General features: G+C 57.3%; 24 protein-coding genes. 12 read left to right on the top strand and 12 right to left on the bottom strand.

What is annotated here, in order from left to right; genetic code table 11:
- Positions 1–58 precede the first annotated feature (58 nt).
- From HCH_RS00820 to HCH_RS00840, 5 genes are all read right to left on the bottom strand, one after another.
- On the bottom strand, positions 59–811 hold the full coding sequence (locus HCH_RS00820) for a helix-turn-helix domain-containing protein (protein ID WP_011394174.1): 753 nt from the start codon (positions 809–811) through the stop codon (positions 59–61).
- A 119-nt stretch (positions 812–930) separates the two neighbouring features.
- Positions 931–2091, bottom strand: a complete 1161-nt coding sequence (locus HCH_RS00825) for a DUF1513 domain-containing protein (RefSeq protein WP_011394175.1) — start codon at positions 2089–2091, stop codon at positions 931–933.
- A 1-nt stretch (position 2092) separates the two neighbouring features.
- Positions 2093–3205, bottom strand: a complete 1113-nt coding sequence (locus HCH_RS00830) for an imelysin family protein (protein WP_011394176.1) — start codon at positions 3203–3205, stop codon at positions 2093–2095.
- 11 nt (positions 3206–3216) lie between these two features.
- Entirely contained in the window at positions 3217–4740 is a 1524-nt protein-coding gene (locus HCH_RS00835; protein ID WP_011394177.1) for a di-heme oxidoredictase family protein, read from the bottom strand.
- A gap of 89 nt (positions 4741–4829) precedes the next feature.
- Entirely contained in the window at positions 4830–6209 is a 1380-nt protein-coding gene (locus HCH_RS00840) for an imelysin family protein (RefSeq protein ID WP_011394178.1), read from the bottom strand.
- Positions 6210–6432: 223 nt separating this feature from the next.
- Between HCH_RS00840 and HCH_RS00845 the strand changes: the two genes are divergently transcribed.
- Positions 6433–7065, top strand: coding sequence for a flavin reductase family protein (locus HCH_RS00845; RefSeq protein ID WP_011394179.1), 633 nt, complete (start codon positions 6433–6435; stop codon positions 7063–7065).
- 16 nt (positions 7066–7081) lie between these two features.
- Here the strand turns inward: HCH_RS00845 and HCH_RS00850 are convergent, their stop codons facing one another.
- The 5 genes from HCH_RS00850 to HCH_RS00870 form a co-directional block, all read right to left on the bottom strand.
- Positions 7082–7660: an AAA family ATPase gene (locus HCH_RS00850; RefSeq protein WP_011394180.1), complete on the bottom strand. Its 579-nt coding sequence runs from the start codon at positions 7658–7660 to the stop codon at positions 7082–7084.
- 50 nt (positions 7661–7710) lie between these two features.
- A complete protein-coding gene (locus HCH_RS32000) occupies positions 7711–8052 on the bottom strand; it encodes a ParD-like family protein (RefSeq protein ID WP_011394181.1) in 342 nt (113 codons plus the stop codon).
- 103 nt (positions 8053–8155) lie between these two features.
- The gene (locus HCH_RS00860) at positions 8156–8518 is read right to left on the bottom strand and encodes a translation initiation factor Sui1 (protein ID WP_011394182.1); all 363 of its coding nucleotides are present in this window, start codon (positions 8516–8518) and stop codon (positions 8156–8158) included.
- A 43-nt stretch (positions 8519–8561) separates the two neighbouring features.
- Entirely contained in the window at positions 8562–9578 is a 1017-nt protein-coding gene (locus HCH_RS00865; RefSeq protein ID WP_011394183.1) for a YheT family hydrolase, read from the bottom strand.
- 91 nt (positions 9579–9669) lie between these two features.
- Positions 9670–11097, bottom strand: a complete 1428-nt coding sequence (locus HCH_RS00870; RefSeq protein WP_011394184.1) for a PLP-dependent aminotransferase family protein — start codon at positions 11095–11097, stop codon at positions 9670–9672.
- Between the two features lie 199 nt (positions 11098–11296).
- Between HCH_RS00870 and HCH_RS00875 the strand changes: the two genes are divergently transcribed.
- From HCH_RS00875 to HCH_RS00900, 6 genes are all read left to right on the top strand, one after another.
- The gene (locus HCH_RS00875) at positions 11297–11524 is read left to right on the top strand and encodes a DUF1127 domain-containing protein (RefSeq protein ID WP_011394185.1); all 228 of its coding nucleotides are present in this window, start codon (positions 11297–11299) and stop codon (positions 11522–11524) included.
- A 196-nt stretch (positions 11525–11720) separates the two neighbouring features.
- Entirely contained in the window at positions 11721–12335 is a 615-nt protein-coding gene (locus tag HCH_RS00880) for a LysE family translocator (RefSeq protein ID WP_011394186.1), read from the top strand.
- A 130-nt stretch (positions 12336–12465) separates the two neighbouring features.
- A complete protein-coding gene (locus tag HCH_RS00885) occupies positions 12466–12786 on the top strand; it encodes a hypothetical protein (RefSeq protein WP_011394187.1) in 321 nt (106 codons plus the stop codon).
- Positions 12787–12825: 39 nt separating this feature from the next.
- Positions 12826–13560 carry a helix-turn-helix transcriptional regulator gene (locus HCH_RS00890; protein ID WP_011394188.1) on the top strand — a complete coding sequence of 245 codons (735 nt, stop codon included), beginning with the start codon at positions 12826–12828 and terminating at the stop codon, positions 13558–13560.
- Entirely contained in the window at positions 13557–13973 is a 417-nt protein-coding gene (locus HCH_RS00895; RefSeq protein WP_011394189.1) for a hypothetical protein, read from the top strand. Before HCH_RS00890 ends, HCH_RS00895 begins: the two co-directional genes overlap by 4 nt.
- Positions 13974–13976: 3 nt before the next feature.
- Positions 13977–14546: a class I SAM-dependent methyltransferase gene (locus tag HCH_RS00900; RefSeq protein ID WP_011394190.1), complete on the top strand. Its 570-nt coding sequence runs from the start codon at positions 13977–13979 to the stop codon at positions 14544–14546.
- Positions 14547–14621: 75 nt separating this feature from the next.
- Here HCH_RS00900 and HCH_RS00905 read toward each other — a convergent pair whose 3' ends face one another.
- The gene (locus tag HCH_RS00905) at positions 14622–16046 is read right to left on the bottom strand and encodes a DUF6880 family protein (RefSeq protein WP_011394191.1); all 1425 of its coding nucleotides are present in this window, start codon (positions 16044–16046) and stop codon (positions 14622–14624) included.
- A 124-nt stretch (positions 16047–16170) separates the two neighbouring features.
- Here HCH_RS00905 and HCH_RS00910 point away from each other — a divergent pair, with 124 nt between their 5' ends.
- Positions 16171–16746 carry a DUF924 family protein gene (locus HCH_RS00910; RefSeq protein WP_011394192.1) on the top strand — a complete coding sequence of 192 codons (576 nt, stop codon included), beginning with the start codon at positions 16171–16173 and terminating at the stop codon, positions 16744–16746.
- Between the two features lie 18 nt (positions 16747–16764).
- On the opposite strand, the gene HCH_RS00915 is transcribed toward HCH_RS00910, so the two are convergent.
- Entirely contained in the window at positions 16765–18447 is a 1683-nt protein-coding gene (locus HCH_RS00915; RefSeq protein WP_011394193.1) for an alpha-glucosidase, read from the bottom strand.
- Positions 18448–18775: 328 nt separating this feature from the next.
- On the opposite strand from HCH_RS00915, the gene HCH_RS00920 reads away from it, so the two are divergent.
- From HCH_RS00920 to HCH_RS00935, 4 genes are all read left to right on the top strand, one after another.
- Positions 18776–19183, top strand: coding sequence for a glyoxalase superfamily protein (locus HCH_RS00920; RefSeq protein WP_011394194.1), 408 nt, complete (start codon positions 18776–18778; stop codon positions 19181–19183).
- A 116-nt stretch (positions 19184–19299) separates the two neighbouring features.
- Positions 19300–20577, top strand: a complete 1278-nt coding sequence (locus tag HCH_RS00925) for an ABC transporter substrate-binding protein (RefSeq protein WP_041599107.1) — start codon at positions 19300–19302, stop codon at positions 20575–20577.
- 59 nt (positions 20578–20636) lie between these two features.
- Positions 20637–21554 (top strand): carbohydrate ABC transporter permease, encoded by a 918-nt coding sequence (locus HCH_RS00930; RefSeq protein WP_011394196.1) that lies wholly within the window; start codon positions 20637–20639, stop codon positions 21552–21554.
- A gap of 1 nt (position 21555) precedes the next feature.
- Positions 21556–22401: a carbohydrate ABC transporter permease gene (locus HCH_RS00935; protein ID WP_011394197.1), complete on the top strand. Its 846-nt coding sequence runs from the start codon at positions 21556–21558 to the stop codon at positions 22399–22401.
- The last annotated feature ends 37 nt before the right edge of the window (positions 22402–22438 follow it).

Here is a 22438-nt window from a genome sequence, read left to right on the forward strand (position 1 = left end):
TGATTGATTAGCAGGGACCGGCGGTGAAGTTGGTCCCTGCTGCGTTTTCAGGGCGCGCCTAGAACTTCTTCGTAGACGGCTCACGACGCAATCGAGTAAAGGATTGCGGTTCCCAGGGCCGAATCGCCATGACGAAAGCGGTGCCGAATTTATCATTCAGTGGGATGGATTCATCTTCCGCCACCAAAGCGTGAAATTCCGCCGCCAAACGTTGCATGCGTCGCTGAATTTCCGCATTGGAACGTCGCGATAGCATTCCGCTCAGGAATAGACGGCTTTCTCCGTTCTTGTTAAAGCGCGACTGCAGAAATTCGTTTTGCACTTGTTGCTCAAAGAATTGTTGTATAGGCCCATGTGGCCGCCAGGAGAAATGTCGGGATATCTTCAGTTTCACCCGGTTGCCCGGCAACAATTCAATCAGTTTCATGCGGTCGAGCTTGGCCAGCAGTCGCACGCCTTCCAGCTCTTCGATTTGATAAGTGCCAATAATTTCCTTGAACGTCCATTTGTTCAGCAACAATTGGGCGGTCAGCAACAAGTTGATATCGGCGGCGAGCTCTTTCTCCTGCTCTTCGGTCAGTTCAGTGATTTCACCGGAACTGTTTTCCATGCTGCGCACCAGATCGGAGATTTCGATGCCGAGAAATTCACAGACGCGATCCAGCCGTTGCAATGAGAAGCTGCGCTCGGAAAACAGGCGCTTGACGCTGGCTTCGGATAGCTCCAGTGCGTCAGCGACGTCAGCGTAGGTTTTCCCTTGGGCTTTGAGGGTGCGTTTGAGAGTGTCGATCAAAGCGATGGTCTGCGGCATAACAATCCTTCCGGGGGGATAGCGGACCCAAATAATAGCCCTGTCACAGGGTGGCGTCGAGAGAGGAGGAAAACGGGTTACCGTCAGCCGTTCCCTGGGGCCGTACTGACCCTGGCGGGCTAACCCGCCAGGGTCATGTGGTTGTCCCAGCGTGTGCCAGCGACAGACCAATGTTGTTCAACTTTCATCGTCAGCGGATCGACGCGGATGACTTTCCCTTCGCCGCTGCTGGCCAGGAACTCTTTGCCGTCAGGCGTCAATGAGAGCCCGCAGACGTCCGGCAGGCTTATCTTCCCGACGCACTTCTGAGCGTCCAGGCTCCACAATGTGATGGAGTCGCCTCTGGGAGAAGTGACGCCCGCCACGCGCAGGCGTGAATTGATCACTACGCTGCCGGTGTAATTCTTCAGGCTGCGCCACAGGCTGTATTCAGCTGATGCAGCCTGGATTGGCGAGCCGGATTTGTGCATATAGACCAACGGCGGCGTATCCGTGGGAGGGCCTTCGTACTGACAGCCGAAGCAGACGGCGCCGTCGTCCGCCACATCCAAATGGCGAATACTGAGCTTTTTATCTTCCAGCTCCCAGCGCTCCAATAACGCTCCGCTGGCGATGTCGATATAAGCCAGCGAAGGCTCCATGGCGTCAGGGTTCATTTTTTCCCGTGGATTATCCGGGTGAGTCAGGATGCCGCCATTGGCCACCACCAACGCTTTGCCGTCTGCGGATAAATGCAGTTCATGCGGCCCGATTCCGCCGCTGGACCATTCGCCCACCTGACGGTAACCGTCCTGGGCGTCGCGAACGCCAATGACGCCGCGGCCGCTGGCGTAATCGTTTTCCGTGGTGTAAAGGTAGCGACCATCGCGGGAATAACAGGCGTGTCCGAAGAAGTGTCTGTCTTCTGCGCTGGAGAGCTCTTCATAACTGGGCTCGCCATCCGCCTGGCGGCGCACTATTGCTGCGAAACGGGCGGGACGGCGGCCGACCAGGACGAACTCTTCGCCGGACGGATGACGCGCCACGCCGTGTCCGCGTCCAGGCAGGGCGTGCTCCATCAGTATGTCGCCTTGCAGACTCCAGAGTATCAGACGGGAGTCGCCGCCAGCGCCATTCACGGATGAGAACAGCGCGCCCGCGGCGGCGCTGCCGTTGGTCGTTTGTTTGGCGCCGAACGCCCAGGCAGGGGCGGCCATAGCCAGTCCGCCAAGCGCCAGTCCGCGAGCCAGCTGGCGGCGGGTTAAGGTAAGTTGGGCGTGGAGATTGGATTGGGCGCGCATATCAGTCCCCATCCTCGCTGTTGAAATCCCGAGTAACGCCGATAACGGGAAACAGCTCTTTTTCCACGGCCGCCTGCAACTGGCGCAGCGCTTCGTATAATTTTTTGACCTTGGCGTTTTTTTCCGCGTCATTCACGGCGTCTTCCAGGGCGAAATCGATCTGCGCCAGTTGCGCGTCAACCCCATCCAGCAATCCGGTGATCTTTTTATGCATGGCGGCGCTTTCGCGGGAGAGCAGGAAATCGTCAAGTCCGTAGCCGTCGCCGCCCATATAGAAACGTCTGAGGGCGCTGAGATTGTTGCGAATATTGGCGATGGAATTGCGGCTATGAAAGGACTCCAATGCTTTCAGCTTGGCGGAGCGGCCCTCCAGTCCCATCGGCGTCGCCACTTTGTTGGCGGTGATTTGCTGGATTCCGGTCATGAGTCCGTTCAGGTACTCATCGACGCTTTCCTGGGGCACACTGAGATTTCCGTCAGCTTCAAAGGGGTTTTCGAAGTTGTCGCCGAAGCCGCCTTTCCATTCCTTTTCCAGCTCCGTCGCCAGGTCAACACTGTGGCTGGCGATCGCAGTCAGAGCCTGGCACCGGCGGGCTCCCTGATCGGCGGACTGCAGTTTATCGAGAGCGTTTTTACCGAATAGCAAATATTCGATAGCGGGCAATCCCTGGATCGCGATACTGCCGTTGTTGATGGCGGCTTGCAGTGGATCTGATCCGGAAGCCAGCGCCTCAACGGCGCGCTCCAGCAGCTTTTCCCGGATTGGCCAGCTCTGCATGCGCAGGCGGCGGTCTTGCTCCTGCAGTGGGCCGAACTGGATGAGCGATACGCTCATCCAGGTTTGCATGGCCTCGCGCCACGCCTGTTGCGCATGCTCAAGAGATTGCGCATTCGTCTCTTCGCACAGCGCCGTCGTTTTGGCCTTTAGCGCCTGGACTTTAGCGCTGAGCTGCGCGTGGGCGGGAACGATAATATCGCTTCTGGCCTGCTGCAGAATTTGCAGGTATTCCTTTTCAAGGCTTTCTGCCGCCGCGCCTGAAGACAACGACAGCGCGGACGCCGCCAGGACGCCGGCGCTGAACAGTCTGAATAGACTTGTCGATCTAAAATTCAAAGCGGATTCCTCTACAGAGATTCCAAAAACTTCACCAGCGCATCACGCTCGTCAGCCTTGAACGTCAACACCTTATCCCGTGACTGTTGCGCCTCGCCACCGTGCCAAAGCACAGCTTCCAGCAAAGTGCGCGCGCGTCCGTCATGCAGATAAGTCGCCTGGGCATTGACGACCTGGCTTAATCCGATGCCCCAAAGCGGCGGCGTGCGCCATTCCGTTGCGGTGGCGTCGTGCTCCACCACTTCGTCCGCAGACGCAGGAGAACCGTTCAGTTTCAAGTCCGCCAGGTCAGGGCCCATATCGTGGAGCAGCATGTCCGTGTAAGGGAAAATAATCTGCTCGGATTGTTCGATGTGGTCTTTGCCCAGTTTCGCGGTGACGAAAGACTCATTGTGACAGGCGTTGCAACCAGCTTCTCGGAACAGGCCATGACCTCTTTGCACAGCGCTGTCCTCAATGTTGCGACGCGCGGGAACCGCCAGGTTGCGGCTGTAAAAGGCGACAAAGTCGAGGACGTCGTCGCGAATCTCGACACCGTTTTCATCGGCGCCATTGGGCGCTTTTTTGCATGCGCTTTGGGCGTCAGTACAGTGGTCCGCTGCAAACAGGGAAGAGGTGAGGCCCATGTCGCCGTTGAAGGCGCCGGCAGTCTGCTGTTTGACGGTGGGCTGACCGGCTTTCCAGCCGAAACGGCCGAGCGCCAGAGCGTTTTTCTCTACGTCCCAAACCCGATTGGGGCGACCGGATACGCCGTCCTGGTTACTGTCCTGCGGGTCCGCCAGGGCTTCAATATCGGCTTGGGGAATGGCTTCCAACAGTCCAAGTCCGATGACCGGCGGCGCCACTCGCAAAGACAGGGTCAGGTCGTCCGCAGGCTCGCCGTAGGCCCAGTTGCGCAAACGCCACTGTGGCCGCCGCAGGTTGACTTTGAAGCCGTCAGCGAAACTTACGGTCTCTTCGTTGTAGCTGACCTCAATGCGGGCCTCAGGGGATACACCGGGAATGGCGCGGTCCTGCAATTGACCGCCATAGACGGGATCGCCCAGATTGGCGACTTCGGGGTTGTTCAACAGCGCTTGTTCGTCAGCGTTACGCGCGGGTCGGCTCAAACGGATCAGCAGGCTGTCGGCGTCATCCGCCGCATCAGCCGGAGCATGGCCGCGGCCGTCATTGAAGTGACAGCTTTGACAGGCGCTGACATTGAACAGCGGTCCCAGGCCGTCGCGCAGATCCGTGGTCGCCGGCGCGATGACCCAGGGATCTTCAAAAAAATCGTTGCCGATCAGGAAGTCACCCTTGCGACGGGAGCTCATGTTGGCGGAATTCAGACTGAAAGCGCCAGCGTGGGTCGCCTGTACAGTAGTGTCTCCGCCAGCCTGTTTCTGGGTGGCGAGATCGTATTCCACGGCTGCGGCATAGATGGGGGCGGCGAGGAAAAAAGCGCCCTGTATAAACGCAAAAAAAGCGCCTTGGCGCTTCCCGGTGTGTTTGGTCAATGGAAGTGGGTAAAAGGGGGTTGGTCCCGATTTCTTCATTATTTCATCACAGCTTATTATCAGAGATTACGGCGATCGGTCGGGGATTTTACCCGATTTGCGACCGATCGCCGTGATTTACATCAGGATCAGGATTCGCAGTCGCCTACGTCCTCAGTCGGGCAGGTGCCGGCGTCGAATTCCTGCAGGCTCAGAGCCAGCACTTTGGACACGCCTTCGCTCAATGGTTCTTCCAGGCTAACCAGCGCCGCCGCGGCGTCCAGCACCAGTTTTTTGTCTTCCGCGCTACCGCCGACCAGCTGATCGAACTTTTTGCCGCCGGACTTGGCTTCCGCTTTGTCGACGATGGCGCGCATACGGCTCTCGATCAAGCTCATATGCTCATCCATTTGTTGTTTGAGCGCGGGGTTATGATGCGCTACCAGGTCCGCAATGCTGGGACCGCTGACTACGCTGCCGTCCAGGCGGGCATAGCTGCCGCGATACGCGTCCACCACGCCCATGGCGTTGTTATAGATAGCGATGTGGGTCAGGTCGCTGAAGCAGTCGTGCTCGTCTTCGGTGCTGCCGAACAGGATGGCGACTTTCATACGCTCGCTGGCCAGTTCGCCGATGGCCATATCGCCCATGGAGTCCAGGATGCGTTGCAGGCCGTCGCCGCGAGTGAGGAAATCGTTACGCAGCGTGCCTTTTTTCGCGCCGGCGGCGGGGGTCCACTCCGCCTCCATCGCCTGCAGGTCGCTGACCAGCAGGTCGGCTGCGGCTTTCAGGTACTGGGCGCGGCGCTGACAGATCTTGTAATCGGACTTTTTGTCGCCGCTGGTGCAGGCGCCCTGGCTGGAGTCGGTGTAATAGTCGCTGACGGGACGCGCCCCGGCGCCAGGCCCAGTACCGTTAAGGTCCTGGCCCCACAGCAGGAATTCAATCGCATGCACGCCGCTGGTGACGTTGGCTTCCGCGCCGCCGATTTCATTCATGCCGGCGATCAGCTCCGGGGTGATGGTGGAGATGTCAATGCTCTGACCGCCTACGGTGAAAACGCCAGTGCTGTTGATGATGTTCTTGGGCGAGTTGTATTCGCCTTCATAGGAACCGGAAACGTAATCGATCAAGGCTTCGTCCAGCGGCCATGCGTTGACCTGACCTTCCCAGGCGTCGATGCTGGCGAGACCGCCATCCGCATCCAGGCCTTCCGTTACATGGCCGTTTTCGACGTCAAAGCGCAATACTTCGCTTTGCTGATAAGGAACCCGCGCCTGTGCGTAGGCGGCTTTGGCCGCATCCAGGTTCGCCTGGGTGGGGGTGGCCAGAAATACGTCGATGGACTTGTTCAACTGCGTCGCCGCTTGCAGGGAATCTGCATACATAGCGTGGGCCATGTTCGCGAAGTGATCGACAACTTGTTTCGGTTCAACTACTTGGCTGGTGCTAGAAGCCTGGTGCCCGGCGCAGGCGGACATTAACAGCGGAACAGCGAAAGCTGCGGCGAGTTTGCAAGGGCGCATCATGGGATCGGTTCCTATTGGTGAATAGTACTAATAATGTAAATGATAATAGTTACTATTATTTCATTATTCAATAACACCTGGGGGGAGCGGCGTTGAGCTTCATTGCGGCAGTATGGTCGGACAAGCCGCTGGACCCTGGTGAGAGCGGGTTGATGTGAACCTGAAGTGGAAAATACGCGTATAGTTAGCGGTTTGCAGTCATTATTTGCAGGGTGAGAGCCGCATGCTGATTAATCATGAAGATATCGAATCGATGCCGCATCTGTATCGGGTGGCGTTTATTAACTCTCTTTCCGGGTTCAAGAGCGCCAATCTGGTAGGAACGGCAGATAAGAAAGGGCTCACCAACCTCTCCATTGTCAGCTCTTGTACGCACATCGGCGCGCATCCGCCGCTGGTGGCCATGATTATTCGCCCGCATTCGGTAGAACGGCATACCTTGGAAAATATCCTTGCAACAAGCTTTTACACACTGAATCAAGTACATGCAGGCATTTATCGGCCCTCTCATCAGACCTCCGCCCGCTATCCCAAAGAGGTTTCCGAGTTCGCCGCAGTGGGACTGACGGAAGCCTGGCGGCAGGACTTCGCTGCGCCCTATGTGAAAGAAAGCAAAATTTCGCTGGGCATGGCGCTGAGGGAGCATCATCACCTCAGCATCAATGGAACGGAACTGCTTATCGGTGAAATCATGCAGGTGCAATTACCGTCGGAGTGTTTGTCGCAAGATGGCTTTGTGGATATCGAAAAAGCTGAAACCGTAGCGCTGTCCGGTCTCGACAGCTATCACCGCAGCCAGCGTTTGGCCCGACTGAGCTACGCCAAACCGGATGCACCCTTGAGTGAGATAGAATAACGCGACAACGCAGACGCTAGTCCGCAATCATGCGCAATGCCCAATCCGGGGTGGTTTCGCCCCACTGTACCGGTCGGCCATGCTCCAGTTTGACGATAAACTGATAGGGCGCTTCCGCGCTTGTGTTATCAAAGAAATACGCAAAGTCGACGAAGTTGATGGCGGCGCTGACGTTTTCCCGCAGCCTTGGCAGGCGGCGGCGCAGGCGCTCCTCCGGCACATCGTGACCCCCTGCGCGTACGCGCTGCGACACTCTGTTGACGTGCAGGTCTTCCAACTGCAAATGAATATAAACCAAAGTGATTTCATAGCCATGGCGCTTGGCGGACAGTAACAGATCCACTTTGGAAGGGTGGGAAAATACGGTTTCCATGCAGAATGAGCGCCGCTCGCGCAGCAGCTGCTCCCGAAGGTCATGCGCTTCCCGCGCTGCGCGCAAGGTGACGTCATCGTCAATCGTTTCGCCGTAGCCCTTGGCGATTTCATCCGCATTGACGAAGGGAATGTCCAGATGTGCGAGCTTATGTTTGTAAAAAGTGCTTTTGCCCGCGCCGTTGCCGCCGACTAGGACCCATAAAACCGGTTTACGTCTCACTCTCCGTCCTTATTGTTGTGTTTCCGTAGATTGAATGACTTTCGGGTCAGTCAGGGCTCATAACGTTTGATCGATTCGCCGTCCTCGCTGCCATAATAAGTGTCATCGCGCTCTTTCAGTTCGTCCGTCACTGAACTGAAGTCGTCGTCGATGAACTGATCAAACAGCGTGCGGGACGCCATCAGCCGCTCGTCATTGTTCAGATTGTCTATCTGTATCTCGCCGGATAGGAAGCTTCTGATGCGTTCATAGGATAAAACGCCCGAACGCTCCACCATCTGGCCAATCTTGGCCCAATGTTCAATCTGGCCCTGGACGGATCGGTGCGCGCCTTTGGCTTCGCGTCTGGCGCTGTCAATAAGAAAGTCGTCGATTCGGACGGACTGGGGCATGGCGGGCTCCAACAACTTGGGTGTCGATAATGAACAAATTATAGCCGCAATCGCAAAATGCGATCAAGCTGTGTTTAAGGCGCAGCCTCGCCTTGTCCCTCTGTCAGCCTCCTGCTTTTTTCGCGGTGAATCCCTTCTTTTTCAGCTCTTCCACAATCAGATCGCGATGATCGCCCTGAATTTCAATCACTCCGTCTTTCACCGTGCCGCCAACGCCGCATTTCTGCTTCAAATGTTTGGCGAGATCTTTTAACTCTTCGCCCGCCAGCAGTACGCCTTTCACCACGGTGACGCCCTTGCCTTTTCTACCGGCGGTTTCGCGACTGACCCGTACGACGCCATCGCCCTGAGGAACGGCGGATTGACCGCAAACGCAGGCGTCTACAGGTTTGCCGCAATCCGGACACATCCGGCCGAATTCAGTGGAGTAAACCAGTCCGGAGTTTTTAGCGCTTTTCTTCGACATAGATCATTCGTGCCTGTTCAAAATCATGTATTCGTGAGAGAGGTCAGCCTTGCGCGCCTTCCGCCAGAAAGTCGGCGATATAGCGGTCCACCCAACTTTCCATTTTGAAGTTTTCGATAAACCCGCAGTGCCCGCCGTAGGGGGAGCGTATGATCTTCAACAGCGGGTTGCCGTTCAGGTGCTCCAGATCCCGGGCGGGAATTACCGGATCGTCTTCGGCCAGCACCAATCGGGTTTCCACCTGTATCTGACGCAGGCGCTCCCCGGTGACGGCGTAACCTTTGAAGTATACTTCGGAGTTGGGGTAGGGCGTATGGGCGCCGACGAAGTAGTCGCTCATTTCTGTCAGGCTTTTACGGTCATAGAACGCGTCGTAATCAATCAGCCCGGGGTGGTTATCCGCCTTTTTGCGCAATGAGCGTAACCACTTCTTGCGGAAATAGCTGCGATAGATCGGCAGACCATGCTCCAGAGCCCACAAGGTGTGCATTGGCTCCAGAACGGGGGAGATCGCCGCCACTTTACTTAAATTAAGCTCAAATTTCCGGACTTTCGTCGCCACTCGCAGAGCGAAATTGCCTCCCAGGGAAAAACCGGCCAAGTACCACTGCTCCGGCTCCAGTTGCGTCTGCATCTTGTTAAGCGCTTCACAGACTTCATCCAGGCGGTTGGCGTGAAACAGTTCCTCAGTCAGATGATGAGTGGGACCATGATCCCGCAGATGCAGCCGGAAGATATCGTAGCCGGTGTTGTACAGATGCGCGGCGAGGGAGAGGATATACAGCGAATCGGCGCAACCTTCCCAGCCATGAATCAACACAGCGAGTTTGCGTGGCTTGTCTTCCCGACAACTGAGCAGGCCGTGGATTTTGCCGCCATCGGCGCAGTCGAAAATATAGGGACGGGCGCGGTCGAGCACTTCCTGAGCGCGTTTCGCCATCATGGGACGACGCAGTTTCACCGAGGCGAACAGCGACTGAACGTGCCGGTTGCGCAGGCCGAACTGGGGTTTCCATTCGGCGGTTTCTTCACTGTGGCGGTCGTCTGTGGCGTCGTTCATGGCGGCGATACCCTGCTTCAGAGTGGTCTTGAGAGCATTCAGTATAAATCCTGCAAACGCTCCCGTCTCTGAGACTTGCGCAGGGGGCGCGTCAGGACGATTGCAGTTCTTCTCTCACCCACTGACCGATCTTACGCACCGCCAGCTCACGTTCCGGCGACCAGCCCTGGGCGTAATTGAGGCGGAAGCAGTGGCGATACTGGCCCGAGATGGAGAACAGCTCGCCGGGGGCGAGCATCACGCCTTCCGCATGGGCGCGGTGATAAAGCTGGGTAGTGTCGATCTTACGCGGCAATTCGAACCAGGCTACCAGTCCCCCCTGTGGCCGGGAGATACGGGTGCCTTCGGGGAAGTGTTCGTTGACCAGATCCAGCAGGCGCGCAAAACGCTGCCGATAGCACTCCCGCGCCTGTCGCAGGTGGCGGTCGTACATGCCTTGGGAAAGCACTTCCGCCATCACCATCTGCGGCAATGTCGGCAGGGCGATGCTGTTGATGAACTTGCGGTGGCTGACCGCCTCGAAATAACGGCCCGGCATCACCCAGCCCAGGCGCAACTGTGGATCGATGGTTTTCGATAGCGAGGAGCACAGCAGCACCCGTCCGTCCGGATCAAACGCCTTGACGGCTTTGGGACGGTGGTCGCCGAAGTACAGATCGCCGTATACGTCATCTTCGATCAGCGGGATGTCATAGCGGCCGAGTATTTTCACCAGTTCAGCTTTACGCTCGTCCGGCATCAGCGAACCGATGGGATTGGAAAACGTGGCGACGGTCAGCGCCACTTTGATCGGCCACTTCTCCAGCGCCAGCTGTAACGCCTCCAGGCTCAGGCCGGTCTGTGGATGAGCGGGTATCTCCAGCGCTTTGAGGCCGAAGGTCTCGATCATTTGCAGCAGGCCGTAGTAACAGGGTGATTCCACCGCCACGATATCGCCGGGTTGCGTCAGTACCCGCAGGCATAACGCCATGGCGTTCTGGCAGCCGGCGGTAGTGATGATGCATTCCGGTGAAATAAATACCCCTGCGTCTACGGCGCGGCGGGCGATCTGGTGGCGAAACTCGCGTACGCCTTCCGGAGAATCATAGCCGATGCCCAGAAATGTCTTGCTGCGCGCCATTTGCGCGAAGGTGCGCTGTACCTGCTTGAGAATAGGGAAGTCCAGGGCCGGAATCGCCGCGCTCATACTTACCCCTTTGCGGGCGGCGGCGTCGCGCTGCACTTCCATCACCAACTGAGAGGTATTCGCCGGACGCGGCTTGGGCGTGTGGCGGGTCTGCGTCGGGGTGGCGAGCCGGTCCTCATTGCGCTTGCGCACGTAGTAACCGGACTTGGGCCGCGCCTCTATCCAGCCGCGATCCTCCAGGACGCCGTAAGCGGTGTTGACGGTGGAGATGCTGACTTGTTGTTTCTTCGCCATTTGGCGTACGGAAGGGAGCTTGTCGCCGACGCGAAACACGCCTTCGCGAATCTGATCCGCCAACTGGTCGGCCAGACGCGCATAAAGATTCATTTCCATAAGCAGTACAGATTTAGCCGGTTAACACCATAACAGAAGGGTAATTAGGAAATCTGTTATGGTCAACATGTTTGGTTTTTGAATCTGTAACGGCTCAAAAAAGGGCGATAAAGTATGCAACCTAGATTGGTGGCGAAAATTAAGGCGCGACCAGAAGTACAGATTTGTCCGGATCGCGTCCGAGCAGAGGAGATGAAGCATGGCCGTAGCACATTTTGGAAAATTCGGTCGGAATGCGACGCCTTCCGACAGTCATGGCGCGCATGACGCCACAAGACAGGGTTTGAGAGATTTGATTGGCAAGTGGCGCCGCAATATCGATACCCGGCATCAGCTGTCATTGATGTCGGACAGTATGCTGGATGATATCGGTCTGACCCGCGAGGCGGCGGAAGCGGAAGCCAGAAAACCTTTCTGGCGCGACTAAGGTTGCACTGAGGCGAGATCGTTTAGCACTTTTGTCTTCCCATACGAGTTTACCCTCGTATTTTTCGCCTCCGGATACCTCATCCGGAGGCTCTTTTAACCCTTACAGCTTTGCAAATCCATACGCGCTTCGGGTTTCTCCTGACCCGCGCATTCCGGTAGTTGCAGTTATTCCGCTTCGGCGGGGAGTCGTCATCATGGAATTATTTTTCGCCGTACTGTTGTTTGCTGTTTCCACCACTGTCACCCCCGGACCGAATAACATCATGGTGATGGCCTCCGGCGTCAACTTTGGCGTGCGCCGCACCCTGCCGCATTTCCTGGGCATTTGTCTGGGATTCCCTTCCATGGTCGCCGCAGTCGGATTGGGTCTGGGAACCATTTTCGCCCAGGCGCCGGCGCTGCATGTGATCGTTAAAGTGGTGGGCGTGACCTATATGTTGTATCTGGCCTGGAAAATCGCTATGACGGACACATCCATTCGCGCCGACAAAGATGTCAGACCCATGACGTTCTGGCAGGCGGCGGTGTTTCAGTGGGTGAACCCCAAGGCCTGGATCATGGCGATTGGCGCGGTGGCGGCTTTCACCACGGTCAGTGGCGACATGAATGCGCAGGTGGCGGTGATCGCCCTGGCGTTTCTCTCCGTCAGCTTTCCCTGTGTCGGCGTGTGGATGCTGGGCGGCGCCATTTTGCAGAAAGTGCTGACCCGGCCCAGGCAGCAGCGCGTATTCAACCTGACTATGTCGTTTCTCCTGGTAGCCTCCATTATGCCGATGATCGCCGCCAACCTCAGCGACGCTCCGGTCTGACTCAGCGCGGCCATCGCGTCGCGCAACGTTTTTATCCTCAACCCCCATTTCTCCTGACAGAATGCTGTCAGGAGCTCTTTTTTATGCTGTCTCCGTGTTCTTAATATCACTTCCATCAAGGAGACTGAGCATGAGCCAGATTGTAGAGCTTGTAACCTTCAAACTATTGCCTAGCGCGGATAAAGGCGCTTTCGCCCAGGCCAGTGAGGGCGTCAACGCGTTCGTTAGAGACCGCGAGGGCTTTCTGTATCGCAGCCTGTGTGAAAACCCAAAGGAAAACAGCTGGACGGACATTGTGTACTGGCGGGACATGGACGCCGCCAAGCAGGCGGGGGAAATGTTCATGACGTCAGAACTGACGCGCGGCTTTATGAGCTATATTGATCCGACTTCCGTTACAATGCGGCATCTGCAGGTGGCGAACGACTCTGGTTGTTCAACGACCGCCTGAGAACCGAAATTTCCCATGTCGTGAGGAACCCTTTCCCGGATGCGCAGAGCTGATCGTCTTTTTCAAATTGTGACTATTCTGCGCAGCCGGCGTGGGGCGACCACCGCCAAAATTATCGCGGAACAGCTAGAGGTGTCGGAGCGCACTATCTATCGCGATATCCAGGCGCTGATGGTGTCCGGCGTGCCTATAGAGAGCGAAGCCGGCGTGGGATATCGGTTGATGAGGGGCTTTACCTTGCCGCCGCTCAACTTTCAAGAAGACGAACTGGAAGCGCTGTTGCTGGGAATGCGCATGGTGCAGGCCTGGAGCGACCGCGCCATGGGCCGCGCCGCCACCCACGCCCTGCAGAAGATTCTGGCGGAGTTGCCTTCTCATCTGAAGCGCATGGGCGAGCAGACCCAGATATATTCTCCTCAATTCTTCGTGGACGCCAAGGCCGCTCAGTTTGGCGAGGAGTTACGCGCCGCAATCAGACAAAAAACCTTGATCTGGGTGCGTTACAAGCGGGTCGACGGCGTTGAAAGCGAACGCTGGCTGGAACCGCTAGGCATGTTTTTCTGGGGGCGTACCTGGACCTTGGTCGCCTGGTGTCGTCTGAGAAAAGAGTATCGCGAATTCCGACTGGACCGTCTGCTGGAGCTCAGGGCCGCGCAAGAGACGTTCGAGACCCAAAAAGACAAATGTTTAGATCATTACCTGGATCGTGTAACCTCGCTGTATAACGAATACTTTCAGGAACACGCCAGAACAGAACTGCCTGACCCCCAATGAGTGATGCTCCCTCTTCGGGCGTAATCGGCGACTTTCCCGGCAAACGCTGGTTGAAGATAGCGCTGCGTACGCTGCATATTCTCAGCGTCGTCGGCGTGTGCGGCGGGATCTGGTTTGGTCACGCACAAGAGGAGTGGCGCGGATTCTGGATGTTCGCCCTGGCCACCGGCATGGCGATGCTGCTTCTTGATGCGCTCTCCAACTGGCTGTGGCTGGTGCAGGTCCGCGGCGTGACGATTCTCTCCAAATTCATTCTATTCTCCATGCTGGGCGTGTATCCCTCTGCGGATCGCTGGCTTCTGACTGCGATCATTGTGGCTTCCGTGGTAATTTCCCATGCCCCTGGCTCAATTAGATACTATTCTTTATTACATCGGCGCGTGATGCGTTCACTCACGGATATGAAAGGATGACAGATGTATTGTCATGATGAAGAACCGTCGCCTTTACTGATCAATTGGCAGGATGCGTTTCGTGACGCGCCGGTTGCGCCGGTGCTTGATCTGGCCTGTGGCCATGGCCGCAATGGGCTGTGGCTGGCGCGTCGGGGGCGGGATGTTGTTTTCGCCGACCGGGACGCTGAAGCGCTGGACGGCATTGCCGAGGTGCTGTCGCAGGAAGGGCTGCCGGGGCGAATCTGGTGCATCGACCTGGAGACGCGCCTGCCGGATCTGGACGACGATAGTTTTTCTGCGATTCTGGTGTTCCGCTATCTGCATCGACCGCTGTTTCCTTTGTTGAGACGCGCCCTGGCCCCTGGCGGCTATCTCTTCTATGAAACTTTCACATGGGAGCAGCCGCAGTACGGTCGCCCCTCCAATCCTGACTTTCTGTTGCAGCCCGGCGAATTGCGACGTGAATTCGGCGCCTGGGATGAAGTGCATTATTTTGAGGGCGTGGACCCTGAGAAACCCCTGGCGATTTCTCAGTGGGTCGGGCAAAAACCCCGTCTCGCCATCGCGGAATTACCGCCATTGCCTGCTTGAGCGAGGGATAGACATCACCTGAGCTGGATGGCGCATTGCGCGACGCACCCTGAAAACGCGTTGTGCAGACTGCATTCAGACGCTGCGTAATAGTACGGAACCGTCCACCCGGCTCCAGAAGCCGGTTTTATCCGGGTGTGTGCGGCGCAGTGCAACCAGAAAGGCGCTGTGATCCGGCGTACTTTGATAGTCCGGTCCAGCGGCGTCCAGCTCCGTCAGTTCCTTTATGTAATCAGCGGCGTAGGCGTAAGCCTTGGCGTAACTGCGATTGAGAATGTCCTCCAGCAGGGCGCGATAGCAAAGAATGGCGCCCAGGACGATGCGGTTTTCTTTAAAGCGTTCCGCCAGCGCCAGCAGGTCGCCGTGATAATACTGCTGTAACGCCTCGCCCTGTTGTTGCAATAGCGCCAGCGCCCTTTGCGGTTGCTGCAGCTCCAGCAACAAACTGGCCGCCAGCGCGCCGTCGCCGGCCTGCTCCGCGCTTTGAATGGCGTCGTCAATAATCTCTTCGCGCTCCTCTCGCGGCGCCAGATGCAACAGCGCCTGTAGATGCTCCGGGGTGGGCTCCAGATTGAACAGGCGTTGCAACGCGTCGCGTTTGTTGGCGCGATCGCCGAGCTGTTCATAAGCCAGCAGGCGTATTTTCAGCAGGTCGGGACTGTCTGCTTCCGGCGTATCCAGGCAGGCGAGGGCTTTATCCGGCTCCGACGCCTTCAGGTAGTTCTCCGCCAGCTCGATCTTCAAAAAGTCGCTCAGTTCAGGGTAGGCCAGCTTGACCGCCTGGGCATACAGATCCGGGTCGTTCAGCGCTTGCGCAGCGCCCTGTAATCCCGTCAGCGCCTCGCGAAAGTAGTCATCCTGAGGCGCCAGTCCTTTTTTTACCGCCTGACGCAGCTGCCGCTCATAGCGCCAGGCCAACTGACTGAGTTCGCTGTCAGTAAAGCAGGATTTGTCCGACGCCAATAAGCCGAGCAACAGATTGCCGGCGTCTCTGTCGCGCCACTCGGCGAAGCGACTCAACCAGTAACCTTCTGGAAATCGTTGCCGCCGTCGCGCAGAGGTGATCGCCCTGGCCATGGTGGAGACCGCTTCTCGATATACGTCGCTGATGGCGCCGGCGGAGTCGTCGCTGCGCACAAATACTTTTTCGTGGGTGATGATGAACTCGGCCAGGATGTCGCAGGCTTGCAGCGGGTAATCTTCCATCAGGCTCGCCTCGATATCCTGCAGTAATTGTTGCAGTTGCGCGGCATAGCCGAAGGTTTCGCCATAGCGGATAAACTGCCTGCTTTGTCCGATCGCCTGGATGCGCTCGCTCAAATTGGCCGCCAGAGCGGAGGGCGAACGCCGTAGCAGAAATAGATCAATGAAGGCGTCCACCTCTTCATGCCTGCCGTGCAGCTCCAGCAATAATTGAGTCAACTCGCTTTTACTCAGCTTTTTGAGTCGGCGCTGCAGGTCGCGGGAGTTGGTGAGATCGCGGGAGTCGGAGGAGGGCATGAGGCACCTTTGCTTGCGGGACCCTTTGACGAATTGCGTCGCAGGCGTCCGATTAGTGGCGTTGGCGGTCAACGTGTAAACTGCCTTATGTTATTAATTTTAGACAAACTACAGAGGGATGGACATGACGAATGAGTCAGGTTTGCAAAATGCGCCGTCGCTGACCGCCGAGGACGTGCTGCGATTCTGGTTTGAAGAATTGAGCCCCGCGGATTGGTTTCGTAAAAGCGACGAACTGGATCGTCGCATCGCTGAGCGCTTCGGCCCCTTGCTGACGGCCGCCAGAGCGGGGGAGCTATCCCATTGGCGTAACGAGCCCCGCGGCCGGTTGGCGGAAGTAATCGTTCTGGACCAGTTTTCCCGCAATATCTTTCGCGATCAGGCTGAGTCCTTCGCCGCGGACAATCTGGCGTTGGCGCTGGCTCAGGAAGCGGTGCGGGCGGGAGCGGACAAGGAGCTGGGCGACGAGGAGAAGAGCTTTCTGTATATGCCGTATATGCATAGCGAATCCGCAGTAGTCCATGAAGAGGCCGTGCGTTTGTTCAGCCAGCCCGGACTGGAGAACAATCTGGATTTTGAACACAGACACTTGGCGATTATCAAACGCTTTGGCCGCTATCCCCATCGCAATGCGATTCTAGGACGCGAATCCACGCCGGAAGAGTTGGCGTTTTTAAAAGAGCCCGGGTCTGGGTTTTGATTCAATGACGCCGCTTGCTCAAGGCAAGCGGCCGAAGAACGCCTCGTAGGGCGGCAGATAAATACGATTATCCCGCAACTCGCCGCGAAAACCATGACCGCTCAGGACTTCTGGCGGTTGCGGCAGGTTGAGCTCGATTTCAGCCGGCTCATAGGACACATTGAAGGCGGCCAGCAATCGCCCCCCTTTATGTTTGCGCAGCAACAGCAACACTGACGCATCCGCGTGAATGATCGACATGGAGCCCAACAGTATTTCCGGCTGTTGTTCGCGCCAGCGTATGAACTGCTGCACGCGACGCAGGACGGATTCCGGGTCCTTTTGCTGCACATTGATAGCGTGGGACAAGTGGCGCGGATCGATGGGCAACCAGGGTGTATGGGTCGAGAATCCGGCGTGAGGCGGTTTGTCGTCCCAGGGCAGCGGCGTGCGGCAACCGTCGCGCCCCATATACTGCGGCCAGGACAGTTTGCCGTAAGGGTCGCACAGATTATCGAATGGAATATAAGCTTCCTCCAGACCCAGCTCGTCCCCTTGAAACAGGACGGGCGTTCCCCTCAGCGACAGGTGCAGAGCCAACACAATGGCGGCCAGTCGGGGGGCGTCATGATCTCCTTCCCAGCGCGACACCAGACGGGCGACGTCGTGGTTGTTCAGCATCCAATAAGGCCAGACCTGATCGCAATTCTCCTCGAAGGTTTGCACTACGCTGACCAGACCAGGCAGGTTATAGACGCTGGGCAGGGCTTCATAAATATTGGCCATCTGCAGGCCTTCCTGTGAGCCGCTGTAAATGTTCAGCATTTCAAAGGTGGCGCTACTGGTGACGCTGCCCAGCAAGGCGGCTTCGTAGCGATCGCACAGGCGGCGGATGCGGGCCAGCGTCGGCAGGGTTTCGGGCCGGTTCTGGTTATAGATCTGCAACTGATATTCGAACGGGTTGATCAACGCTTCTTCGGGAATCGTCGCCATATTGCGCCGCGGCGGGTTATTACGCAGCTTTTTATCATGGGTATACAGGTTCGGGCAGTCCAGGCGGAAGCCGGCGACGCCGCGCTCCAGCCAGAACTGCAGAATACTGAGCACTTCGGCGATGACTTCGCTGTTATGGAAGTTGAGATCCGCCTGCCGGCTGGTGGCGTTGTGCAGGTAGTACTGGCCGCGGGTGGAGCTCCATGACCAGGCCGGGTGGCCAAAGGTCGTCTGCCAGTTGTTGGGAACCGTGCCGTCCGCTTGCGCGTCCGCCCATACGTACCAGTCCGCTTTCGGATTATTGCGATCCTGTTTGCTTTCCAGAAACCAGGGATGCTGCACGGAAGTATGGCTGATGACGATGTCGAGCAGTACCTTGAGGCCACGGTTGTTCGCTGCGCGGATCAGCGCGTCGAAGTCGTCCAGATCGCCGAAAGCGGGGTCGAGGCTGTAGTAATCGCTGACATCAAAGCCGAAGTCGCTCATCGGCGAGGTAAACACCGGCGTCAGCGCAATGGCGGCCACGCCGAGTTCGACGAAATAGTCCAGTTTTGCGGTCAGGCCTTTGATATCGCCGACGCCATCGTTATTGGCGTCGAAAAAGCTGCGCACGTTGACCTGATAAATAACGCCGTATTTCCACCAGTCATCCTGTGTGTCTGCAGGTCGTTGCGTCTGTGGCCGCTGATTGTTCCGCTGTCCCGGAAGTTGCGGATCGGATGATTTCATAAAGCGCTCGCGTTGCCGGATTCCTGGCGCCGAATTTTGCTGTCCGGATTATTTGTCTGACGCCGGTAGCGCCCAGTGTACGTGCGCGACAGAGGCTTGTCCACGTACCCCCGCGGCATGGAAATTTGGGCTATGTAGAAGTCGGCTCTTGTCTTGATGAAAAGTTTTTGTTAACTTCGATCCTCACAGGTGTTGATATACGCCTGCCGCCCACACAGGCAAAGTCGAGTACGACATTATCTACAAATCTATGAGTGTTATAGGTTTAGTGACTCATGAGACAAGATGTGAGTGGGCCGCGTCATTGCCGTTGTAGCGAGACATTGCTATGAATCATGCGACCTGCAGACACGTATCGGAAACCACGCTGAAGAATTTCAAGCGTGACGCCAAGAAAATCAAACGTAGCCAAGGAATCTCCCACGCCCAGGCGTTGGATCTTGTTGCTGTGGAACATGGATTCCGTTCCTGGTTTGATGTTCTAAACCGCGCCAAAGGTCTCTCCTCAGCGCGTCCGCAGCCGCAGAAACCTCAAACAACGAATCGCGCCAGCGTAGTCGTAAATCCTTTCGGCAAGCACATTTCCCTGTTCGCAGAATCTTTCGCTCATGCGGTGCCATACAGTTGGCGCATCGCACGACGCAGTATTGGCTCCGGCGTCGCCGGCCATGCGGGGCGTCGCGAGGGTTCAGTCCATTCCGTAGTCGTATCTCCCAGCGCCTGGTCTTTGATCTGACGAGGGTTTGATGCCGGCGGCGTCCTCACGGTCGCTCCGCATACGGTGTATCTTTATTTTCATTCTCGCAATCCACGTAATGTGCTCCATATAACAATAACTCGGAGGAATCCATGATGAAAAAAACCATAATTAAGGCTATTGGTACGGGTGTATTTCTGTCCGCCGCTTTCAGTCTGCAAGCGCATGCGGAAACGTTGACCATCTCCTGCGGCGCCGTCGGCGCGGAGCTGGAGCTGTGTAAGGACGGCGTCAAGGCCTGGGCGGAGAAAACCGGCAATGAGGTGAAGGTGGTGTCCACGCCCAATTCCTCATCCGAGCGTCTGGCGCTCTACCAGCAACTGCTGGCTGCGGGCAGTCAGGACATCGACATATTCCAGATCGACGTGGTGTGGCCGGGTATGCTGGGCCAGCACTTCGTCGACCTCAAACCTTTCAGCAATGGCGCTGAAAAAGAGCACTTTGAATCTATCGTCAACAACAACACTGTGGACGGCAAACTGGTGGCCATGCCCTGGTTTACTGACGCTGGCGTGTTGTACTACCGCAAAGACCTGCTGGAGAAATACAGCCAGCAGCCTCCGGAAACCTGGGAGCAACTGGAAGCCTCCGCGAAACTGGTGCAGGACGGCGAGCGCAAGGCGGGTAATGACAAAATGTGGGGCTTCGTCTGGCAAGGCCGCGCTTATGAAGGTTTGACCTGTAACGCGACGGAGTGGGTCGCCAGCTTCAACGGCGGCACAGTGGTGGATGAGAAAGGCAAGATCACCATCAACAATCCGCAGGCCGCCAAGGCCCTCAATACCGCCGCCGGCTGGATTGGGACTATCAGTCCGCAGGGCGTGACCAACTACGCGGAAGAAGAGTCCCGCGGCGTGTTCCAGTCCGGCAACGCCGTGTTCATGCGTAACTGGCCTTACGCCTGGTCGCTGGCGCAGGCTGAAGACAGCGCCATCAAAGACAAAGTGGGCGTAGTCGCCCTGCCAAAGGGAGGTGAAGACGGTCGCCATAGCGCGACTTTGGGCGGCTGGCAGCTGGCGGTCTCCAAGTACGCCAAAAACCCGAAACTGTCAGCGGATCTGGTCATGTACCTGACCAGCTATGAAGAACAGAAGCGCCGCGCTATCAAGGCTTCCTACAACCCCACCATCAACGCCCTGTACAAAGACAAGGACGTGCTGGCTGCGACGCCTTTCTTCGGCAGCCTGTACGAAACCTTCGTCAGCGGCGTACCGCGTCCCTCCAGTGTGACCAAGAGCAAGTACAACCAGGTCAGCACCGCCTTCTTCAACGCTGTGCACAGCGTTTTGTCCGGCAAGGAAAAAGCCGAAGCCAGTCTGGCTCAGTTGGAAGGCCAACTGCGTCGATTCGCCCGTAACGGAAAGTGGAAATGAAACTCTCTCAATCCGGCGCTGCATCCGCAGCGCCTCCCCGGCCTGAGGTAAGCGACAAGATGTCCCAGTCGTCCCGACAACGCCAGCGCGCCCGCAGCGCCTGGCTGTTCCTGGCCCCGATGATCTGTACGCTGCTGTTGGTCGCCGGTTGGCCGCTACTACGCACGATCTGGTTCAGTTTCACTGACGCCAGTCTGACGGATCTTAACGCAGCCGAGTTTATCGGCTGGGGGAACTACTTATACAAGGAAGATGGCGAGTGGTATGGCCTGCTGGCCGACGCCGTGTGGTGGAAATCGGTATGGAACACCCTGACGTTCACGCTGATCTCCGTGTCGTTTGAGCTGGTGCTGGGCATGATCGTGGCGCTGGCCTTGAACGTGAACTTCGCCGGTCGCGGTCTGGTGCGCGCAGCGGTGCTGATTCCCTGGGCGATACCCACCATTGTTTCAGCCAAGATGTGGAGCTGGATGCTGCACGACCAGTTCGGAATTCTCAACGACATGCTGATGGGGGTCGGACTGATCTCGGCGCCGCTGGCCTGGACCGCGGATGCGGATCTGTCGATGGTGGCGGTGATCATGGTCGATGTCTGGAAAACCACGCCTTTCATGGCGCTACTGATGCTCGCTGCGCTGCAGATGCTGCCCAAGGACTGTTATGAGGCGGCGAAAGTGGATGGCATCCATCCAGTAAGAGTTTTCTTCCGAGTGACCCTGCCGCTGATTATGCCGGCCGTGCTGGTGGCGGTGGTGTTCAGGGCTCTGGACGCGCTGCGGATCTTTGATTTGATTTATGTGCTGACTTCCAACAGTGAAGACACCATGTCCATGTCCGTTTTCGCCCGCCAGCAGCTGGTGGACTTCCAGGATGTGGGATACGGCTCCGCCGCGTCGACGGCCTTGTTCCTGGTGATCGCATTGCTGACGTTGGCCTATCTGTATCTGGGGCGCAAGTATATGCGCGTGGGGGACTGAGATGAGCCAGAGCGTCGATGTAAAACAGTTGCTGCGAAAAGCCGCCTTTTACCTTTTGGTGGCGGCCATCGTGGTGTTTTCCGTGTTCCCTTTCTATTACGCGATCCTGACGTCATTCAAGTCCGGCAGCGAGTTGTTCGTGGTGGACTACTGGCCCACTTCCGTTGATTGGGCGAACTATCTTTCCGTGTTCAAGGGCACGGCCTTTGGGGAAAACATCCTCAACTCGGTGATGGTGTCCAGCGCGGTGGTGCTGGTGTCCCTGATGCTGGGACTGACCGCCGCCTTCGCTCTGGCGCGGATTGATTTCCGCGGTCGCGGGCTGATGCTGATTGCGATTCTGTCGGTGTCCATGTTCCCGCAGGTGGCGGTGCTGTCCGGTCTGTTCGAAGTGATTCGCGGCCTGGGTCTGTACAACAACCTGCTGGGTCTGGTGCTCGCGTATTTGATTTTCACGCTGCCGTTCACGGTATGGGTGCTCACCACGTTCATGAAGCAGATGCCGAAGGAAGTGGAAGAAGCGGCGATTCTGGACGGCGCGTCCAACCTGACCATTATTTTCCGGGTGTTCCTGCCGATGATGTGGCCGGCGCTGGTCACGACCGGACTGCTGGCGTTCATCGCCGCCTGGAATGAATTTTTGTTCGCCCTGACGTTCACACTCACTGACGCGCAGCGCACGGTGCCGGTCGCCGTCGCGCTGATCAGCGGCAGCAGCCAGCATGAGCTGCCCTGGGGCGTGATCATGGCCGCATCGGTCATCGTGACCGTGCCGCTGGTGGCGCTGGTATTGGTGTTTCAACGTCGCATTGTGTCCGGCCTCACCGCTGGCGCAGTCAAAGGTTAAACGGGCGCCGCGCGGCGGGGCCTGCAGTTATAGATTG

This window comes from Hahella chejuensis KCTC 2396, assembly GCF_000012985.1.
Lineage (GTDB): Bacteria > Pseudomonadota > Gammaproteobacteria > Pseudomonadales > Oleiphilaceae > Hahella > Hahella chejuensis.

Excerpts from the sequence above, each read along its gene's own strand:
- HCH_RS00880 (WP_011394186.1), top strand. The coding sequence starts at position 11,721 with ATGGAATTATTTTTCGCCGTACTGTTGTTTGCTGTTTCCACCACTGTC.
- HCH_RS00900 (WP_011394190.1), top strand. The coding sequence starts at position 13,977 with ATGTATTGTCATGATGAAGAACCGTCGCCTTTACTGATCAATTGGCAG.
- HCH_RS00875 (WP_011394185.1), top strand. The coding sequence starts at position 11,297 with ATGGCCGTAGCACATTTTGGAAAATTCGGTCGGAATGCGACGCCTTCC.
- HCH_RS00870 (WP_011394184.1), bottom strand. The coding sequence starts at position 11,097 with ATGGAAATGAATCTTTATGCGCGTCTGGCCGACCAGTTGGCGGATCAG.
- HCH_RS00825 (WP_011394175.1), bottom strand. The coding sequence starts at position 2,091 with ATGCGCGCCCAATCCAATCTCCACGCCCAACTTACCTTAACCCGCCGC.
- HCH_RS00895 (WP_011394189.1), top strand. The coding sequence starts at position 13,557 with ATGAGTGATGCTCCCTCTTCGGGCGTAATCGGCGACTTTCCCGGCAAA.
- HCH_RS00820 (WP_011394174.1), bottom strand. The coding sequence starts at position 811 with ATGCCGCAGACCATCGCTTTGATCGACACTCTCAAACGCACCCTCAAA.
- HCH_RS00885 (WP_011394187.1), top strand. The coding sequence starts at position 12,466 with ATGAGCCAGATTGTAGAGCTTGTAACCTTCAAACTATTGCCTAGCGCG.
- HCH_RS00915 (WP_011394193.1), bottom strand. The coding sequence starts at position 18,447 with ATGAAATCATCCGATCCGCAACTTCCGGGACAGCGGAACAATCAGCGG.
- HCH_RS00845 (WP_011394179.1), top strand. The coding sequence starts at position 6,433 with ATGCTGATTAATCATGAAGATATCGAATCGATGCCGCATCTGTATCGG.
- HCH_RS00920 (WP_011394194.1), top strand. The coding sequence starts at position 18,776 with ATGAATCATGCGACCTGCAGACACGTATCGGAAACCACGCTGAAGAAT.
- HCH_RS00925 (WP_041599107.1), top strand. The coding sequence starts at position 19,300 with ATGAAAAAAACCATAATTAAGGCTATTGGTACGGGTGTATTTCTGTCC.
- HCH_RS00910 (WP_011394192.1), top strand. The coding sequence starts at position 16,171 with ATGACGAATGAGTCAGGTTTGCAAAATGCGCCGTCGCTGACCGCCGAG.
- HCH_RS32000 (WP_011394181.1), bottom strand. The coding sequence starts at position 8,052 with ATGCCCCAGTCCGTCCGAATCGACGACTTTCTTATTGACAGCGCCAGA.
- HCH_RS00840 (WP_011394178.1), bottom strand. The coding sequence starts at position 6,209 with ATGATGCGCCCTTGCAAACTCGCCGCAGCTTTCGCTGTTCCGCTGTTA.
- HCH_RS00930 (WP_011394196.1), top strand. The coding sequence starts at position 20,637 with ATGTCCCAGTCGTCCCGACAACGCCAGCGCGCCCGCAGCGCCTGGCTG.
- HCH_RS00935 (WP_011394197.1), top strand. The coding sequence starts at position 21,556 with ATGAGCCAGAGCGTCGATGTAAAACAGTTGCTGCGAAAAGCCGCCTTT.
- HCH_RS00905 (WP_011394191.1), bottom strand. The coding sequence starts at position 16,046 with ATGCCCTCCTCCGACTCCCGCGATCTCACCAACTCCCGCGACCTGCAG.
- HCH_RS00865 (WP_011394183.1), bottom strand. The coding sequence starts at position 9,578 with ATGAACGACGCCACAGACGACCGCCACAGTGAAGAAACCGCCGAATGG.
- HCH_RS00890 (WP_011394188.1), top strand. The coding sequence starts at position 12,826 with ATGCGCAGAGCTGATCGTCTTTTTCAAATTGTGACTATTCTGCGCAGC.
- HCH_RS00860 (WP_011394182.1), bottom strand. The coding sequence starts at position 8,518 with ATGTCGAAGAAAAGCGCTAAAAACTCCGGACTGGTTTACTCCACTGAA.
- HCH_RS00835 (WP_011394177.1), bottom strand. The coding sequence starts at position 4,740 with ATGAAGAAATCGGGACCAACCCCCTTTTACCCACTTCCATTGACCAAA.